We start from the raw sequence: 18807 nt of genomic DNA, 5'->3' as shown, positions 1-18807 counted from the left end.
CACTGCTCGTGCCGCTGCGCCTCCCGGAAATCATTGGCCACTCGGGCCACAATGGCCCCATGACTGCTCCCGCTGATGTGTATCAGACGCGCGACGAGGCCGGTCCCGTTGCGGCGTCTGCGCCCGTCCCGCCCCCGGCGCGGACCAAACCGGCCTGGAATCAGACGGCGCTGCGGCAGGCCGCCGCCGTGTCGTCGAAGCTGACACCGCTGGCCCGGCAGGCCGGCGACCGGGTGGCCGCGGCCTCGCCGCTGACGCTGCTGGCGGCCATGCTGGGGGTGCTGATGACACTGAGCATCGGCGCCTCGTTGTCGTCGGACAGCTCGCTGGGCGTGGCCAGCACGGTCCTGTTCGTGCCGGCGCTGTCGGCGGCCCTCGGTGCGCTGGCCATGCGTGGTGTGGCCGCGCGGCGCAGCGCGCAGGCGGCGGGGGAGGACGCGCGTCAGGACGCGACCGAACTGCGGCGACTCGAGCACACTCTCGACTACGTCGACGACAAGCTGAACGCCGCGCTGACCCAGTTCGGCTCCGAACGGCACAACGACGCGGTCGTGGCGATGTTCCAGGCCAAGGCGGCCACCGAGTTGTACCGCGGACCGGCGCCCGGGTCCCGCCCGGATTCGCCGGAAAAGCAGTACGCGCTGGCCGAGTTTCTGGCTCCGGCGGCCCTGCACGCGGGCGAGGCCGCCGAGCGCCCCGCCGGCCTGTCAGTCATCTGAGCGGGAACGCCTCCGGTTAGCCCTCCGGGGCGGGTCCGGGCAGCGGGCCCGCCGGCGGCGTCGTCGTGGTGGTGACCGGCGGAGTCGTGGTTTCCGGGCTCGTCGTCGCCGGAGTCGTGGTCTCCGCCGAGGTCGGACTGGTCGGCGTTTCGGTCACCGTCGCGGGAGCGCTCTCGGTGGGCACCGGCGCCGGCGCGGGCACCTCGGTGGTGGCCGGTGGGACTGTCTCGGTGACGGTCGTCTCGGTGGTCGTCGCGGCGGTCCCCTCGATGACACCGCAGGCGAATCTGGCGCCGGCATCGCCGGTGTCCAGCGTCTCCTGGTCCGGGCCGGGCGTGCCGTCGATCGTGTAGCGGGGCGGGATGTTGGCGAGGTTGTCCGGCCCCTCGTGGATGATCAGCGCGGTGCCGTCGTCGGCCAGCAGGTCTTGGGCGGTGAACGCGTCGGTGGTGGTCTGCACCCGGGCCGAGCCGTCGGCGCGGACTTGCAGGGGGATCAAGTCACCGCCGGCGGGGTGGCCGCCGTCGGGGAGGTGTAGGTGCCCCCCGGCGGAGTTGAAGTCGCCCGGCGGGCCGCCGGTCGGGGAAACCGAGTTCGGTTCGCACTGACCGACAGCGTGAATGTGCATGCCGTGGAAACCGGGGCTCAGGACGCCTGCGTTGATGGTCTCGACGGTGACGGTCGCGAAGCCGTCGGCGAAGTCGAAGGTGGCGTCGGCGACCGGTGTGCCGTCGGCCGTCCTGAGTTCGGCGGTCAGTTGTTCCCCCGGCGGGGGCGCTGGGCTTTCGGTGGTGGTCGGCGAGGTGGTCTGCTGTTCGTCGGCCTGGTCGTCGGTGGCGCAGGCGCTCAGCAGGACCACCGGCGCGACAAACAGCAATGCGGCGGTGGCGTGCTTTCTCATGGGGCTATGCGTACCCGAAAAGCCGAGAGCACACATCACGATTCGATCGATTTATCTGAATTCGTCGCGGCGGTGCCGGTCAGCGTGGCTGTCGGTCAAGGTATTCCGCAACCGGGATCGGCGCGTCGGCGACGTAGCCCACGGGCAGCAGCACGTCGCCGGAGATCGTGTTGTAGTAGACATCCCATCGGTGAAAGCCGTTGAAGGCGGCGGGATCCGCGGCCAGCGCGGCGGCGTAGTGGGTGACCGCCCGCACGTAGTTCATCGAATTGTTGTAGCGGTACACGGCATGATCGCGGTCCCGGACAAACCCATTGGCCGCGAGATAGCGGGCGGCCGCCGTGATCGCGTCGCGGTGTGAATGGATGTCGCCGCCCGCACCGTAGGCGGCGAACGTCGAGGGCAGGAACTGCATGGGCCCCTGCGCGCCGGCGGTGCTCGTCCCCTCGATGCGACCCAGACCGGTCTCGATCAAGTTGATCGCCGCCAGGTAATTCCAGCCGACACCGTGGGCCGATTCCGCCGCGCGGTAGTAGCCGAGCAACTCGTCGGCCGGCGGGGGCGCCCCGATGCGCCACGGTGGCAGCGTCGTCCTCGTCGTACCCCTACTCATCGCCGTCAGTTCACGGCGCGCACCGACGTTGTGGTCGTAGACCTCGAGCAGCGCCGCCGGGACACGCGGACGCGCGATCGCGTCCCACTCCGGGTGTCGTCCCAGTTCGCGGTAGGCCAGTTGCTGACGGTAGGCCGCTGCCAACAGCACCGCCTCCGACGAGGACGGGTCACGTAGCGCCAGTTCGTCGGCCACCAGGTCGTCGGCCAGCCGCGCAGGCTCCGACGCGGGCCGCCGCGGCGCGGGTTCGGCCGCAGGTCGCGGCGCGGCCGCGGTGGCGGTGGTCTCCGCCGGGGGCACGGCCGGCTGCGAACAACCGGCCAGGGCGAGCAGGACTGTGACAGCAAGGACAGTGGTCCGCCGTCTCGCTCGATCCGGGTGGTGCGTTGTGATGCCCGTACGGTACCGAAAAAAAACGGGTCAGTAGTTCTGGCAGCTGTAGGCCACCGAATTGATCACCGAGGTGTACTCGTTGAGCTGGGGGTACGCCTCTAGTTGAGCGAGCATCGAACGCCGCTCATCCGGGCCGGCCGCCAACAGGTTCTGGATCCAGCCGGTGGCCAGCATGCTTGACTCGAGTTCGGCGGCCACCCCGGGCGAGGTCGCCCCCAGCGCGCTCACGACCTGCGGATACGAACACGTCGAAGTCACGATCGCTTCCACATCGGGCTGCGCCGCGGCGGTGCCGCCGCTGAGCAGGACCGCGGCAGCCGCCACGCCGGTGGTGAGAAAGATCTTGGTCTTCATACTTCATTCCTTCTGCAGCAGGGTTACGCATCGGCGTACCGGACACGGTCGGCGATTGCGCCACCAGCGCCACTGGCCCCCGCGTGGTTCATCCGGGTCCAGCGCTGGTCGCACAGTTGGTTTTCGGACCCGCTGCGGCAAACGTTACGAGGTACCCCGAGCCGAACAGCGGTGCGCTGACGCCGTTGCGGGTACCCCTCCGGACGTCCTGGTCTTCGCGCCGGCCTTCTACCGCAATTTCGGCTACGACCGACCGTTGCACACCCTCGCCCACTACGGCGTCCTGATGGGTCCGTTGGCTCTGCTCATGAACCGGCTCGGGGTCATCGAGGCAAGTCCGGACAACGCCGCCGCCGCGCTGCATTCGGGCGCGGCGGTCCTGGTGTTCCCGGGCGGGGACTACGACGCCTACCGGCCCACCTCGGCGGCCAACGTCATCGACTTCAACGGCCGCACCGGCTACGTCAGGACGGCGATCGAGACGGGCGTGCCCATTGTGCCCGTCGTCTCGATCGGCGCCCAGGAGACACAATTCTTCCTGACCCGCGGCCACCGCCTCGCAAAGATGTTGTTTCTGAACAAGTTTCGGCTGGATATCGTGCCGGTCAGCGTCGGGTGGCCGTTCGGCCTCAGCGTGTTCTTCCCGCCGAACCTGCCGCTGCCGTCGAAGATCGTCACGGAGGTACTCGAGCCCATCGACATCGCCGCGCAGTTCGGCGACGATCCCGACATCGATGCGGTCGACGGGTATGTGCGGGCCGAGATGCAGAAGGCGCTCGACCGGCTGGCATCCCAGCGGCGGTTCCCCGTGCTCGGCTGACCACAGGCGCGCATAGGGTTGCGCCAGTTGCCGTGGAGGGAGGCTCTGATGGGTGCGTTCGGGGTAGTGCTGGACGACGAACGCACCCAGCTCGACGCGTTTGTCGAGGAGTACCGGGCCAAGTTCGAGCGGGCCCTGGACGGCCTCACCGAGGAGCAGGCTCGTCGTCGGCTCGTCCCGTCGGCCACGACGGTGCTCGGACTGGTCAAGCACGTGACGTGGATGCAGCGAGTGTGGTTCGAGGAATGCGTGGGCGGCCGAACCCGTCGGGAACTCGGGCTGGTGGCGAGCGTGGACGAGTCCTTCCGGCTGACCGACGACGACACCATCGCATCGGTCACAGCGGCGTATCTGACGGCCTGCGCGACGGCCCGAACGCGGGTGGCGGACCTGCCGCTGGAAATGGTCGCGGTCGGCCATCGCGCCGGGCCGCGCACGCTGCGCTGGGTGTACTTGCAGGTCCTGCGCGAACTGGCCCAGCACTGCGGGCACGCCGACATCCTGCGCGAACAATTGCTGACCGGCTGAGCACTATTGGCACCTAGACCGGTGCCGTGGCGACCGTCGCCCGAAACGCGGGGCCGTTCGGCGCGCCCGGCAGGAAAAAAACTAGCGTTTGCCGCGAACCGACGGAAACTACACGGTAGCGTGCTCCCAGGCTTGGGACACCGGTCCCATGGCGTTGCGCAAAGCATTGCTGAGTGTGCGCCCTCGCGCCACGACCGTGAGGACAGGCATGACTCAGCAAATTCGGCGTGCGTGGGGTCCGGCGGCAGGCGCAACGCCGCCGGGACGCACATCGGTGGACTCGCGTGGCTGCGCGCGGTACGTGGGGCGATTGGGCGCATTGGCGGTGGCCCTGGGAATCGGGGTCGCGATCGCCAGCCTGCCGGCACTGGCATACGCCGATGAGACGGATCCGGGTGCAACCACCGGCGAGGATAGCTCGAGCCAACCGTCCACCGGGCCGTCGAAACGGTCCGCGCCGGACCGTCCTCGACTCGGCCCGACCAACACGTCGACCTCGGATGCGGCAGCTGGATCGACAACTGCACGCCCGGATTTGTCGAGCCGGCGCGGGGCGTCGGGCCGGCATCGGTTCGGCAGGACCACCACCCCGGCCCCGGATGCGACAGCACCCCAGGCCGCGGACGGCACCTCGGGGCAAGCGACAACCGCGTCGGATGCCCCTCAGCCACATGGTGATTCGGCAGATCGACCGACATCGGCGAGGCCGGACTGGTCGAGTCGGCACGAGGTCCTGGGTCGGCATCGGTTCGGCAGGACCAACACCGCGACCCCGGATGCGACCGAAACCCCGGCCACGGACGAGATCGGTCCGGAGTCGACCGGCACGACGGACACCCCACTGCCGGATGTCGACGCGGCAGCGGGATCGACAGCGGCCCAGCCGGATCCGACGCACGCGGCCGACGACGCCCCCGCACCGGCCGCCAGTGGTGACGGGATGTTGGCACTGACCGCGGCACCGTCGATCTCCCCCGACGCCGGGTTGCATTCCATGACCGACGATCAAGGCGCCCCGCTCGGAACGCCGGCGGCATGGGCCGCGTTGGCGTTCGCGCGTCAAGAATTCGATCCGGGTGCACCCGCCGACGATGCGCGTATCGGTTCCACGGGTGCCGACCTCCGCCCGACCACCGCGCTGGCCGTGCCGACGCCCGGGGCGCGCCCGCTGGCGGAGTTGATCAGGCTCTTCATCGGCAACGGCACCGCGACTCATCCTGATGCGGGATTGCTGCTGGGCAACGGGTTCAGCTTCGACGCCGCCACCTGCCTTGGGGTCACGGCCTGTCACGGCGGCCGCGGCGGGATGCTGGGCAACGGCGGGTCCGGCTACAACGGCGGCAACGGTGGCAACGCGATCTTCGTCGGCAACGGGGGTAACGGCGGTGCCGGTGTCGCCGGCGGTAACGGCGGTAACGGCGGTAACGGCGGGTGGCTGATCGGTAACGGCGGCAACGGGGGCCGTGGCGGCGCAGGCGCCGACGGCGCAGGCGGCCTCGACGGCACCACCACCCATCCCTCGGGCACCAACGGTGCCAACGCCGGTGACGGTGGGGCCGGCGGCAATGGTGGCGCCAGCGGCGTGCTCTTCGGACGCAGCGGGAGCGGCGGGTTGGGCGGGGCGGGCGGTATCGGGGGTCGTGGCGGCGACGGCGTGGCGGGCCTGAACGCACTCATTGCCGGCGCCGTGGGCGGCGCCGGCGGCGACGGCGCCAACGGCGGGACGGGCGGGGCCGGCGGGGCGGGCGGCAATGCCGGCGCACGCCGGGGTCTGTTCACGTCGGTCGGCAGCAACGGTGACGGCGGGACCGGCGGCACCGGTGGTGCCGCGGGGATCCCCGGCGTCGGCGGCAAGGGCGGGGCGGGCGACGCGCTCACCCTCGACGGCGGTAACGGCGGCAACGGCGGCAACCCCGGCACTGCCGGTATCGGCGGTATCGGCGGCGTGGCAGGCACCAGACCGCGTGGCGGCGGCAACGCCGGCGCGGGCGGCAGTGTCGGTGCGGCGGTGACCGGTCCGGCAGGTAACGGCGGCGACGGCGGGGATGGCTTCGATGTCATCACCGTCGGCACCGCCGCGGGTACGCGAGGCGGCAGGGGCGGCGACGGCGGCAACGGCGGCGCGATCGGCAATGGCGGCAACGGCGGTGCGGGCGGCGATGGACCGGACGGAGTCGACGGAGCGGACGGTATCCCGTTGGGTGCTGCCGCCACCGATGGCGGTATCGGCGGCACCGGTGGGGCCGGCGGCAACGGCGGCCTGGGCGGTACGACTTCAGGAGACGGCGGAAATGGCGGGGCCGGCGGCGCGGCCGGGGGCGGTGGCCGCGGCGGTAACGGGGCCAACGGCACGAGCGCTGTCATTGCCGGCAATCCCGGCTTCGACGGTGGTAACGGAGCCGATGGCGGGGACGGCGGCGTGGCCGGCAACGGCGGCAATGCCGGTGTCGCACAAGGGATCGGCGAGACCGGCACCAACGGCGATGGCGGGGCCGGCGGCACCGGTGGCGCCGCGGGCTCTCCCGGCGACGGCGGCGCGGGCGCGGCAGGCAGTGCCCTCAACCCCGATGGTGGCGCCGGCGGCAAGGGCGGCAATCCCGGCACGGCCGGTGCGGGCACGCACGGCGGGGCGGCGGGCACGACAGTCGGCGGAAACGGTAGCACCGGCGCAACCGGTGCGTCAGGCGCGACGGTCACTCAAGGCGGACACGGCGGCAACGGCGGCGATGGCTTCACTCGGACGGTCGCCAACAGCGGACCCGGCGGGAACGGCGGCGCCGGCGGTGACGGTGGCGCGATCGGCAACGGCGGCGCCGGGGGCGACGGCGGGGCGGGTGCCAACGGCGTCGACGGTCTCAGTGCCACCGTCGCCGGCGGCAGCGGTGGCAGCGGGACCGACGGCACTGCGGGCGGCAACGGCGGAGCGGGCGGTGCCGGTGGTGCGGTCTCCGGCGACGGCGGCGCGGGCGGTGTCGGCGGTGCGGGTGGCGCAGGCGGTGCCGGGGGTGCCGGCGCCAACGGCGACGACGCGACCACGGCAGAGCTGGCCGGACAGGCCGGCGGCGACGCCGGGAACAGCGGATCGGGTGCCGACGGTGGCGCCGGTGGAGCCGGCGGCGCATCCGCACACGGCGCGCTCGGCCACAACGGCAACGGCGGCGCAGGCGGCCACGGCGGCTTCAACGGCACTCCCGGCGACGGCGGCGACGGCGCCGACGGGACGGCTTCGGCCCCCGACGGCGGTGCCGGCGGAGCCGGGGGGGATCGGGGCACCGCCGGGAGCGGCGGGAGCGGCGGTCTGGCCGGCATCGGCGGCACGGGCGGCTCGAGGGGTCTGGACGGCGTGTCGGGCGCCGTAATCACTCACGGCGGCAACGGCGGCGACGGCGGCGATGGCTTCACTCGGACGGTCGCGAACACCGGTCCCGGCGGGAACGGCGGCGCGGGCGGTGCGGGCGGCAACGTCGGCGACGGCGGAGCCGGTGGCAACGGCGGCGATGGCGCACAGGGCGCCGACGGTATCGGCACCAACGGTGCCGGCGAGAGCGGCACCGATGGCACTGCGGGTGGGACCGGCGGGGCGGGCGGTGCCGGCGGTTCGGTCTCCGGCGACGGCGGCAACGGCGGTTTCGGCGGGGCGGGTGGTGCCGGCGGGGACGGTGCCGCCGGTACCACCGGTGACGACGCGACGACAGCGGGTGCGGCCGGGACCGCCGGCGGCCACGGCGGCCACGGCGGCGACAGCGGATCCGGCGGCGCGGGCGGGGCCGGCGGAGCGGGCGGCGCGTCCGCGCACGGCGAACTCGGCGTCAACGGCGATGGCGGTGCCGGCGGTGACGGCGGCCGCGCGGGCACTCCCGGCGAGGGCGGTGACGGCGCCGACGGCGACGCGACCACCCCCGATGGTGGCGCCGGCGGGGATGGTGGCGATGCCGGCAATGCCGGTGGCGGCGGCACCGGTGGCCTGGCCGGGATCGGTGGCAGGGACGGTACCGCCGGACGCGACGGGGCATCCGGAGCAACGGTTACCCGTGGTGGCCACGGCGGCAACGGCGGCAACGGCTATACCCAGACCGTCGCCGGCAGCGGCAACGGCGGCAACGGCGGGGCCGGTGGCGACGGCGGTTCCGGAAGTGCCGGCACGGGAGGTAACGCCGGAAACGGCGGCCACGGCGGCGATGGCGCCGATGGCGGACCGGCCCTGACCACGGGTAGGGCGGACGCTCCGTCCGGTGGCAACGGCGGTAACGGTGGTGACGCCGGCCAGGTGGGCGACGGCGCACTGGGCAGCGGTGCCGGTGGTCTCGGCGGCCACGGCGGCGACGGCGGCGACGGCACCGATGGCCGTTACAACGGCGGTGTGTTGACCAGCGGCGGCGGCATGGGCGGCAATGGCGGAAACGGTGGCGACGGCTTCACCGGTACCGGCGGCGACGGCGGCGACGCCGGCGACGGCGGCAATGGCGGCAGTGGCGAGTTCCGGGGCACGGGCGCTGCGGGCGGCGGCGGCGGCATCGGCGGTGACGGCGGCGACGGTCGGATCGGCGGCGGCGCGGGCTTCGGTGGCGATGGCGGAAACGGTGGCAACGGCAGCAGGGCCGGGGGTGAGGACACCGGCACCGCAGGTGGCAGCGGCGGACACGGCGGCGATGCCGGTCAGGCCGGCGTCGGCACGGTCGCCGACGGTGCCGGCAGCACCGGCGGCAATGGCGGCAACGGTGGCAATGGCGGCGATGGCAGTCCCGGCGTCAGTTCGTTTGCCCCGGGTCAGAGCGGGGGCCAGGGCGGCATCGGCGGCAACGGTGGTGCCGGTTTCACCGGTACCGGCGGCGACGCCGGTGACGGTGGCCACGGCGGCCACGGCGGCGCCGGTTTCGATATCGGCGGGGGCCTGGGTGGCCACGGCGGCGACGCGGGTCAAATCGGCGTGGGCGAAGGCGGCGACGGGCTCGGAGGTCGGGGCGGGGACGGCGGCAACGGCGGCCATGGCCGCGGGGATGACTCCCCCAGTCCCGGTGTCAACGGTCAGAACGGCAGCAACGGCGGCCACGGTGGTAACGGCGGCAACGGGTTCACCGGGACGGGCGGCAACGCCGGCAGCGGTGGCAGCGGCGGCCACGGTGAAGACGGCGGCATCGACACCGGTGACGGCAACACAGCCGCCCCGTCCGGTGGCCACGGCGGCCACGGCGGCAACGCCGGCACGGCAGGGGCCGGCGCAGCCGGCGATGGGCTTGGCGGCAACGGCGGCCACGGCGGCAACGCGGGCGACGGCGCGAACGGAAATGACGGCGATACCGGCCAGAGCGGCGATTCCGGCGGCAACGGCGGAAATGGCGGCAACGGTGGGGCCGGCGTCATCGGCGGCAACGCCGGCAGCGGCGGCAATGCCGGCAATGGCGGCAACGGTGGCACCGCCCGACAAGAAAGCGGTGGCCCCAACGGAGGCAACGGCGGCCACGGTGGTGACAGCGGCATAGCCGGTATCGGCACCGGTGGTCAGAACGGCGTAGGCGCCAATGGTGGTCACGGCGGCAACGCCGGCAACGGCAACCAGGGCGCCTTCGGCGGTCGCTTCTACGACGGTAATCCGGGCGGCCGTGGCGGCACGGGTGGCGACGGCGGAGACGGGGTTATCGCCGGCAACGCGGGCAACGGCGGCAACGGCGGTCGCGGGGGTGACGGCGGCAGCGATCCGAGCCTGAACGGGCACGCCGGCGGTGCGGGCGGTAACGGCGGTGACGCGGGCAAGATCGGCGTGGGATCGGTCAGTGACGGTGCTGCAGGCACCGCCGGCAACGGCGGCGACGGCGGCACCGGCTGGAGCGGAAACACCGAAGATGGCCGCAACGGCGGCAACGGTGGCCGCGGCGGCAACGGTGGTAACGGCGGTAACGGCTTCACCGGCATCGGAGGCGACGCCGGCGACGGGGGCAACGGCGGCCATGGCGGTGCCGGCGGCGTCGTCGTTAATGCGGGCACCATCATTCCGTCGGGCGGACACGGCGGAAGCGGCGGCGACGCGGGTCAGGCCGGCGGCGGCGCGGGCGGCGCGGGTGCCGCCGGGACAGGCGGAAGCGGCGGCAACGGCGGAAGCGGCGCCACCGGCAGAAACGGCCTGACCGCCAGTCCCGGTGCTACCGGCGGAACCGGAGGCAACGGCGGCCAAGGTGGTGCCGGCGTCGGCGGCCACGGTGGAACCGGCGGAAATGCCGGTCGAGGAGGCGACGGCGGTAACGGCGGCGCAGGTGCAGACGGCGGCGCCGGCGGAATCGGAGGCACCGGCGGGGCCGGCGGCGCGGGTGCGGTCGGCGGCGATGCCGGCCGCGGCGGCGACGGCGGCAACGGTGGCAACGGATTGCAAGGCGGGGGCGGATCGTCAGGCGGTGCCGGCGGCCACGGCGGCGCCGCGGGTACGGCCGGCATCGGTGCGGTCGTCGATGGCGCGGGCAACACCGGCGGCACCGGCGGCACCGGCGGTGTCGGTGGCGAGGCCGCCAACCCGCTCGGAGGGTCCGGGTCCCACGGCAGCGGTGGTGGCGGACGTGGCGGCGACGCCGGGCAGATCGGTATCGGCGCGCAGGGGGACGGCGCGGGCGGTGTCGGGGGTGTCGGCGGCAACGGCGGCGACGGCGGCGACGGGACGGGCGGCAACAACCGCGGGGTCGGGCCCGGCTATAACGGCGGCCACGGCGGTGCGGGTGGTGCTGGTGGCAACGGGTTCACCGGTACCGGTGGCGCGGGCGGCAACGGCGGAATCGGCGGGTCCGGGGCGCACGGCGGTACCTACACCGCCCGTACCGGGGTTGCTCCCTCGGGCGGTCGCGGCGGAAACGGCGGCGCTGGAGGTGCGGGTGGCACCGGCATGCTCGACCAGGGCGCACTCGGTAACGGTGGCAACGCCGGCAACGGCGGTAATGGCACCGCCGCCCTCAACGGCAGTTTCGGCGGCGTCGGTGAGGCCGGCGGTGCCGGCGGCAACGGCGGTAACGGTGGAATCGGCCTCGTCGGCGGCAACGCCGGGGTCGGCGGTAACGGGGGCAGCGGCGGCAATGCCGGTGGAGGATTCGGATCGCGCGGTGGGCACGGCGGACACGGCGGCAACGCCGGCACGGCTGGTGGCGGCACCCGGCAAGACGGCGCCGGGGCCAACGGCGGTAACGGCGGCCACGCCGGCAACGGGGGTTCAGCGGGGTCCACCATGGGTTCGGGCGAGCCGGGCAATCCCGGTGGGGACGGTGGCACCGGCGGCGACGGCGGCGACGGCGTCATCGGCGGCAACGCCGGAAACGGTGGTCACGGTGCCACCGGCGGTAACGGCGGTAGTTACCGCAACACCGATGCCGCGCCGGCGGGCGGAACCGGTGGCCACGGCGGCAACGCCGGCCGCAGCGGTACGGGCACGGTCGGCGACGGTGCCGGGGGTATCGGCGGAAACGGCGGCGACGGCGGTTCAGCACTGGACGTCGTCAATGCACCCGGCGCCGGCCAGAACGGCAAGGACGGCGGGGCCGGCGGCAGCGGCGGCAACGGCGGGGCTGGGTTCACCGGCACCGGCGGCAACGGCGGCAACGGCACCCGTGGCAGCAACGGCGGGTACGGCGCCGAAGGCAGCGGCGGCGGCATCGCCCCGTCCGGCGGCAACGCCGGCGCCGGCGGCAATGGCGGCCACGGTGGCGCCGGCGACACCGCGTCGGGCAACGGCGGCAATGCCGGCGCGGGTGGCATCGGCGGGACCGGCGGCACCGGCACCGCCGGAACTGTCGGCGGCACCGGCGGAGCCGGCGGCAGCGGCGGCAGCGGCGGCGACGCCGGGGGCACCGACGGGGTTGGCGGCAGCGGTGGCAACGGCAGCCAGGGCGGAAACGGCGGCGCTGGTTCCGGTGGCCCCGGCCAGGCGGGCAGCCCGGGCACCGCGGGCAGTTCCGCCGCGGGATCCGACGGCGGCGCGGGCGGGGCCGGTGGCAGCGGCGGCAGCGGCGGCCCGGCCTGAGATGATGCTGTCCAGACGGGCTTGGTTCGGAGTAGCCGGCACTGCCGCAGCCGCCGCGGCGCTGAGCGCGTGCGGCGCGCCGCAAGGGACCACCGCCACGGCAACCGTGACGGTCCCCGCGGACCTCACCATCCGCACCGAGACACCGCGAGCCGACATCTCGGATGCCGACCTGGCGCTGGCGGAGTTGAAACAGGGCAATCAGCGATTCGTCGAGGGGCGCATGATGCACCCCGACCAGTCGCTGGAAGCCCGGCAGTCGGTGTCACAGGGTCAGTCGCCGTTCGCGATCGTGTTGAGCTGCTCGGACTCCCGGCTACCGCCGGAGGTCGTTTTCGACCAGGGTCTCGGCGACTTGTTCGTCGTCCGGGTGGCCGGCAACATCGTCGACCCGGCGGGGATGGGCAGCATCGAATACGCGGTCGGGCACTTCGGCACGCCGCTCATCGTGGTCCTCGGGCACCAGAATTGCGGTGCGGTGTCGGCGACCCTCGAGTCCATCCAGCAGCATGCGGAGCCGCACGGTGACGTCGCGGCACTGATCACTGCGATCACCCCCGCCGTGGCGGTGGCCCAGAAGCGCTCGGGGAATCTGCTGACCAACTCCATCCAGGCCAACATGGAGCAGTCCCGTGACCAGATCATGGCGTCGGGGGAACTGAAGCCCGCGTTCGACTCGGGCAAGCTGAAGGTGGTGCTCGGCTACTACAGCCTGGCCGACGGCACGGTGGCGATCACCTGAGGTAACGCGTGGGGCACCTGGCGGTCAGCCGTCGACGTCCATCTCGACGAGAACCCGGCGCAGCAGCTTGCCGGTGGCGTTGCGGGGCAACTCGTCGATGAACACCACGTCGCGGGGCACCTTGTGCCGGGCCAGGTTGTCCTTCACGTACTGCTTGATCTGCGTGGCGTCCGGTGCGGCGCCGGGCTCGGCAACGACGAAGGCCCGCAACCGCTTTCCGAACTCGACGTCGTCGACGCCGACCACGGCCACCTCGGCGATGTCGGCGCGGTCCTCGAGCAGGTTCTCCACCTCCTGCGGGAACACGTTCTCGCCGCCGGAGACAATCATGTCGTCGTCGCGGCCGTCGACGAACAGCAGTCCGTTCTCGTCGAAGTGGCCCATGTCGCCGCTGGACATGTAGCCATCGATGATCTGTTTCGTGCGGCCGTCGGTGTACCCCTGAAACGGGGCACCGTTGCGGATGAAGATCCGGCCCCGACGGTGCGCGCCCTCGACGCGCCGGTCGTTGTCGTCGTAGAGCACCACTTCACAGGTGATCGGGGCCCGCCCGGCGGTGCCGGGCGCGGCGCGCAACTCGGCCGGCTGGGCCACGGTGGCGATGGCGCACTCGGTGGAGCCGTACATGTTGTAGAGCACGTCACCGAAGGTGTCCTGGACCCGGGCGCACAGGTCAGGACTCAGCGCCGCGCCGGCGATCAGGATCACCCGCAGCGACGAGGTGTCGTACTTGGCGCGGGTCTCGGCGTCGAGTTCGACCATGCGGTGCAGCATCGTCGGGACCGCCACCAGCATTTCGGCTTGGTGGTCGGCGATCAGCTTCAGGGTGCCTTCGGCGTTGAACCGGCGGGCGGTCACGATCTTGTTGCCCAACGCGGCGCCCACGGTGTAGGTGGCCCATCCCGTGCTGTGGAAGATCGGCGAGACAATGACCATGGTTCCCTTGCGGGGGAACGGAATTCGGTCGACGATCTGTGCCGTCGCCAGCGGTGACACGGTGTCGCGTGGCGCGCCTTTCGGCATGCCGGTGGTCCCGCTGGTCAAGATGACCGAGCCGCCGGCGCGACTCGGCGGCGACAGCGGCGCGGTGGAGTTCGAGGCGACGAGTTCGTCGAGGGTGTGCGCGCCCGCGGGCAACTCGGTGCCGTCGTCCACCCAGGTCAACACGCGGGGGAGGTCCGGGGGCAGCGCGTCGAGCAGGCCCACGAACTCGCTGTCGTGCAGTACCACCGTCACCTTCTCCCGTTCGCAGACCTGCGCGAACTGCGGCTTGGCGAACCCGGTGTTCATCAGCACCATCCGGGCGCCGAGCTTGCCGCACCCGGCCATCGCGATGACCAGGCCCCGGTGATCGCGGCACAGCACGCCGACCACCGAGCCCTCGACGACACCGAGCGAGGACAGGGCATGCGCCAACGCCCAGGACTGCTCGTCGACCTGTCCGTACGTCAGCGTCCCGCGCTCGTCGACGATCGCCGGCAGGGCGGGGAACCTGCGGCCGCCCTGGATGGCCATCGTCGCTTGTGGTCCGTAGACCCGAACAAGCTTGGCCCCCCGCACGGTGCCGGGCAGATCTCTCAGATCCAGGATGCCGGTGCCGACGAGTCGCTTCGCGGCCCGCCCCGCCTCCGAGATATGCTGCAGCTGCTGCCGAAAACCGCTCGGTCCGTTGATCATTGGGTCCCCTCCGGCGCCGTCTGCGGTGACTAGGCGAGACGCTTTCGCTGATCCTCCCATAACGGACCGCGGACAGTTACGTGATTGCCGCATCGTCGCGCGGGACGCACGTAGGCCCGATCCGGTTACCAGCGGTAGTCGAGGAACTTCCCGTCGAAGGTGACCACCACCCGGTCACCGTCGGGGTCCGGGCGACGACTCACATCGAGTTTGAAGTTGATGGCGCTCATGATGCCGTCGCCGAACTCCTCGTGGATGAGCTCCTTGATCGCGGGCCCGTAGACCGCCAGCGCTTCGTGGAAGCGGTAGATGGTGGGGTCGGACTGCAGCGCCGGGTCGATTCCGCGCGCCGGCTGCACTTGCAGGCTCTCGCGCACCGCGTCGTCCAGATCGAGCAATGTGCAGACCCGCTCGGCCTGCTCGGCGGAGAGCGGGTGCTGGCCCAGCAGCGCCGCGACGCACCAGGCCGGCGGGGCGTCCAGTTCGGCGGCGATGTCGGCCCAACGGAGTTTCTTGCGGATGCGGGCGGCGACGACCAGGGCGGCGGCCTCGGCTTTGTCCATGATGGGTGTCATGCGCTGACCTTCTTCGGTTCGACGGGCTCGGCTGGCGCCACGACGGGCAGCCCGAACCTGGGCGCCGCCGTGCGCGCATGGGTCGCGAACAGTGTAAGCCCGACGAAGGCCACGCCGCCCACGAGATTGCCTAACACCGTGGGGATTTCGTTCCAGATCAGGTAGTCGGCGATCGAGAAGTCGCCGCCGAGCATCAGGCCCGACGGGAACAGGAACATGTTGACCACCGAGTGCTCGAAGCCCATGTAGAAGAACAGCATGACGGGCATCCACATCCCGAGGACTTTGCCCGACACGCTGGTGGACATCATCGCCGCGACCACCCCGGTGGAAACCATCCAGTTGCACAGCACGCCGCGGATGAACAGGGTGAGCATGCCTGCGGCGCCGTGCTCGGCGTATCCGACGGTGCGGCTGTGCCCGATCTCGCCGAGGCGTTGCCCCACCTCGTTGGGATCGATGCTGAACCCGTAGGTGAAGACGATCGCCATCATGAACGCGACGGTGAGCGCGCCGGCGAGGTTGCCGAGAAACACCCAGCCCCAGTTGCGCAGCACCGTGCGCACGGTCACGCCGCGACGCTTGTCCAGCAGCGCGAGGGGCACCAGCGTGAACACCCCGGTGAGCAGGTCGAAGCCAAGCAGGTAGAGCAGGCAGAAGCCGACCGGGAACAGCACCGCGCCCAGCAGCGCACTGCCGGTCTGCACGGTGATGGTGACGGCGAAGGCCGCGGCGATCGCCAGGATCGCGCCGGCCATGTAGGCCCGGATCAGGATGTCGCGGGTGGACATGTGGGCCTTGGACTCGCCGGAGTCGATCATCTTGCCGACGAAGTCGGTCGGGCTGACATAGGACATCGGTGCAACCTCTGCTCGATGGACGGTTCAGGGTCCACCGTTTCGCACCACGATTTCCGGTAGGCGACTTCGGTTATGCGTCCGCGTTGCAGACTGTGCACAGCGCCGGGGTGTGGGGTGTGAGATCCGGGGCGAGGCTCGGCCTATGAGGTTCAACGGCGGGCTACACCGGGCACTGGCCTCCGGAGAACAGGTCGCAGGTGGTCTCCAGACCGTTGAGGACGTTGGCGGGGATGGCAGAGATGAAGTCGGTCACGCTGATCGCCCGCAGCGAGGTGAGATCGGTGGCCCGCCGCGTACCGATCAGCACCGCGACGGCGTCTCCCTCTACGGTGCTGATCAGGAAGGAGTCTCCGCCGTCGCCGTAGTAGCCGGCGCAGTCGGCACCTGGCAGGCACGCCCCGGTGGCCGGGTCGATGTTCTCGTCGAACATGTCGTTGATCCAGCCCGACGACAACTCGCGCACGGCCAGTGGGTTCTGCGGCTGCGGGAACCCGGCGATGAGATAGGCGACCGCCTGGATCAGCGGGTTACCGCCCTGCATGGGGTCCATGTGTACGCCGTCCTCGAGCACGACGCCGGTGAACTGGCCGGGCCGGGCCTGCGTCAGCTGATCGTTGACGTCGCTGAACACGTTGAGGTAGTTCAGCGGGGCGCCGATCTCGTAGATCGGGATGTAGTCGTTGGGGTCGTCGTCAGCCGGATCGGCGGTGCCGTTGGTCTCCAGCGCGTCGAGGCGCTCCATGGCGTCGGGGATGATCGAACCCATGGGCACCGCGTCGTAAATGACAACGCCGGCAAGATCGTTGGGTGCGGCCGGGTCCTCATCGCGGCGCCGTAACAGGCCCTCGGCGTAGTAGCCGGCGACACCGGGACCGAAACCACCGCCCAGCGAGTGCCCGACCAGGACGAACTGCTGCGGCACCTCGATTTCACCGGCGCGGCCGGCTTTCAGTTCGGCGTTGTCCAGGCTGGCGTTGAGCGCGGTGCGGTTCGGGTCGAGGAACAGCTGCGCCACGGCCTCATGCAGATTGTCGCCACCGAGCCACATCCCGTCGGCCTCGAACGGGTTGGAGGTGTAGGTGGTGGTGACGACGATGCTGTTGGTCTGGGTGGCCAGATACGAGGCGGTGTAACTGTAGAGCGGGCCGTTGGCCAGAAACCCGTGCTGCAAGTAGATCAGCCTGGTCGGTGCGGGCTGTCCCTCACCGGTTTTGGGAAGATACCAATTGGATTCGACTTCATGGCCAGGCGAGACCACCAGCGTGGAGGTGCTGACCTCGACGGAGTCGCGCAATTGGCGTGGCACCACGGGGTCCCCGCCGACAATGCGTTCGAGCGCGGCAACGGTGTCGAAGACAACGTCGCCGAGCACCGACAGCGGTTTGGGGTAGTTCTGCGGCTCGGGGTTGAGCGCGAGTGCCCCCAGACCGCGCAACAGGTCGTGGACGGCCTCGACGGGATCGTTGCGGGCCGGGGCAGCCGCGGCGAGCTTCTCGACGGTGGTGGCCGAGTCCGGCTGCGCGCGCAGCGTTTCCAGGACCTTGCGTTCCGGTGCCGCGGCGGTCGGCTGGGCCTGCTGCGCCGGCGCAGCCACCCGGGTGCGGGACTGGTCCAGAGCCGACCGGATGCTGATCGGCGGGCGGACCCGGATCTGCACGGCGTCGGTGTCCTCGGTGGATGCGCGCGACGACGAGGACGCGCCCAAGGCCGATTCCCGGGGTTCGGTTGCGTCTTCGCGCATCTCGCGCGCCGTCTCCCGGATGCGGATCGTGGAGTCCTTCAGGGCACCGCGCACCTGGGTGCGCAGCGAGTCGGCAGCGTCGCGCAACGGTCGGTCGCTGCGCTCGAATCGCGACTGTCTGGTTTCGGCTCGGGTCTTGGTGTCGGCCGTCTGGGTGGTCTTCGTATCCGAAACCTTGGATTTGGCAGCCTGTTTCACAGAGTTGCGGGGCGTGCCGGGGCTGGACCGGTCCTGTGCGGTCGCGGGTTTGGCGTCCTGTTTGGTGGCGCCGTCGTCCTCGGCGTGTGCGGCCCCGGCCCCGGCGAGCACTGCCGCCGACATCCCCGCGGTGAAAACTCCGGCCCCAACCCACGCTGCTACTCGCGTCATACCCCGCCCCTGTGATGGTTCCTCGACCGATGAGCACGGTAACGGGCCGGACGGGCCCAACGGGCCGGAATCGAGGAGATTGACCTTGATACCCCGGGCTCGGCGGAGCAGATCCCGTCAAGCGGTCCGGATCGGTGTGAACAAAGCGGTTGCTATCGCGGCGAATGCGGGCACCGTCACCCTTGCGTCCGTTAGCTGCTGCCACAACAGCACCGGCGCGGGTGCGCTCGATCATCGTGTCGCGTTTCAAGTTAGGCGAACGCGGCATGGTTGTGAGCATCGCCTTGCCCAACGGACCGTCGGTTGCGCAGGACCTCTGAGGTTGCGCCGACTAATCCCTACTTCCAGCGACTGTCCGCGTAGATGCTACGAGAACCAAGTGACGATCCGGTTCCACAAACTACGCGGTGTCGGCTCTGGCCTCGGCTTCGGCTCGCTCGGTATGTAGTAGTGCTTTGACGGACCGTCGCTTGTGGGGCAATCGCAGTACTGGCCGCAGCTGCATTGTTGCCCGTACCGGAT

The 18807-nt window shown here is 71.6% G+C and carries 11 protein-coding genes and 1 pseudogene; 5 read left to right on the top strand and 7 right to left on the bottom strand.

All coding sequences use genetic code 11. From position 1 onward, the window contains the following. Positions 1 to 59: 59 nt before the first annotated feature. Complete coding sequence (locus RCP80_RS04770; RefSeq protein WP_308481237.1) at positions 60 to 719, top strand: hypothetical protein; 660 nt, start codon at positions 60 to 62, stop codon at positions 717 to 719. Positions 720 to 735: 16 nt separating this feature from the next. Here the strand turns inward: RCP80_RS04770 and sodC are convergent, their stop codons facing one another. The 3 genes from sodC to RCP80_RS04755 form a co-directional block, all read right to left on the bottom strand. Further along, positions 736 to 1620 (bottom strand): superoxide dismutase[Cu-Zn], encoded by an 885-nt coding sequence (gene sodC / locus RCP80_RS04765; protein ID WP_308481236.1) that lies wholly within the window; start codon positions 1618 to 1620, stop codon positions 736 to 738. Between the two features lie 79 nt (positions 1621 to 1699). Further along, positions 1700 to 2626 carry a lytic transglycosylase domain-containing protein gene (locus tag RCP80_RS04760; protein ID WP_373693504.1) on the bottom strand — a complete coding sequence of 309 codons (927 nt, stop codon included), beginning with the start codon at positions 2624 to 2626 and terminating at the stop codon, positions 1700 to 1702. A gap of 27 nt (positions 2627 to 2653) precedes the next feature. After that, a complete protein-coding gene (locus RCP80_RS04755) occupies positions 2654 to 2980 on the bottom strand; it encodes a hemophore-related protein (protein ID WP_308481235.1) in 327 nt (108 codons plus the stop codon). A gap of 199 nt (positions 2981 to 3179) precedes the next feature. Between RCP80_RS04755 and RCP80_RS04750 the strand changes: the two are divergent. The 4 genes and pseudogenes from RCP80_RS04750 to RCP80_RS04735 all read left to right on the top strand — a co-directional run. Next, positions 3180 to 3800 (top strand): annotated as a pseudogene (locus tag RCP80_RS04750) (1-acyl-sn-glycerol-3-phosphate acyltransferase); the annotation flags it as partial. A gap of 48 nt (positions 3801 to 3848) precedes the next feature. Next, positions 3849 to 4328, top strand: coding sequence for a DinB family protein (locus RCP80_RS04745; protein WP_308481234.1), 480 nt, complete (start codon positions 3849 to 3851; stop codon positions 4326 to 4328). A 208-nt stretch (positions 4329 to 4536) separates the two neighbouring features. Further along, positions 4537 to 12321, top strand: coding sequence for a PE family protein (locus tag RCP80_RS04740; RefSeq protein WP_308481233.1), 7785 nt, complete (start codon positions 4537 to 4539; stop codon positions 12319 to 12321). Positions 12322 to 12427: 106 nt separating this feature from the next. Continuing rightward, on the top strand, positions 12428 to 13063 hold the full coding sequence (locus tag RCP80_RS04735) for a carbonic anhydrase (RefSeq protein ID WP_308481232.1): 636 nt from the start codon (positions 12428 to 12430) through the stop codon (positions 13061 to 13063). Between the two features lie 24 nt (positions 13064 to 13087). Here the strand turns inward: RCP80_RS04735 and RCP80_RS04730 are convergent, their stop codons facing one another. The 4 genes from RCP80_RS04730 to RCP80_RS04715 form a co-directional block, all read right to left on the bottom strand. Further along, positions 13088 to 14740, bottom strand: a complete 1653-nt coding sequence (locus tag RCP80_RS04730) for an acyl-CoA synthetase (protein WP_308481231.1) — start codon at positions 14738 to 14740, stop codon at positions 13088 to 13090. Between the two features lie 125 nt (positions 14741 to 14865). Next, on the bottom strand, positions 14866 to 15315 hold the full coding sequence (cynS, locus tag RCP80_RS04725; RefSeq protein WP_308481230.1) for a cyanase: 450 nt from the start codon (positions 15313 to 15315) through the stop codon (positions 14866 to 14868). Next, a complete protein-coding gene (locus RCP80_RS04720) occupies positions 15312 to 16172 on the bottom strand; it encodes a formate/nitrite transporter family protein (RefSeq protein WP_308481229.1) in 861 nt (286 codons plus the stop codon). The genes cynS and RCP80_RS04720 overlap by 4 nt, the downstream gene beginning before the upstream one ends. 163 nt (positions 16173 to 16335) lie before the next feature. Further along, a complete protein-coding gene (locus RCP80_RS04715; protein WP_308481228.1) occupies positions 16336 to 18285 on the bottom strand; it encodes a hypothetical protein in 1950 nt (649 codons plus the stop codon). Positions 18286 to 18807: the final 522 nt, after the last annotated feature.

Source organism: Mycolicibacterium sp. MU0053, assembly GCF_963378095.1.
Taxonomy (GTDB): Bacteria; Actinomycetota; Actinomycetes; order Mycobacteriales; family Mycobacteriaceae; genus Mycobacterium; species Mycobacterium burgundiense.
Note: the sequence above shows the minus strand (reverse complement) of the source record. Positions and strands in the feature narration are given on the sequence as shown.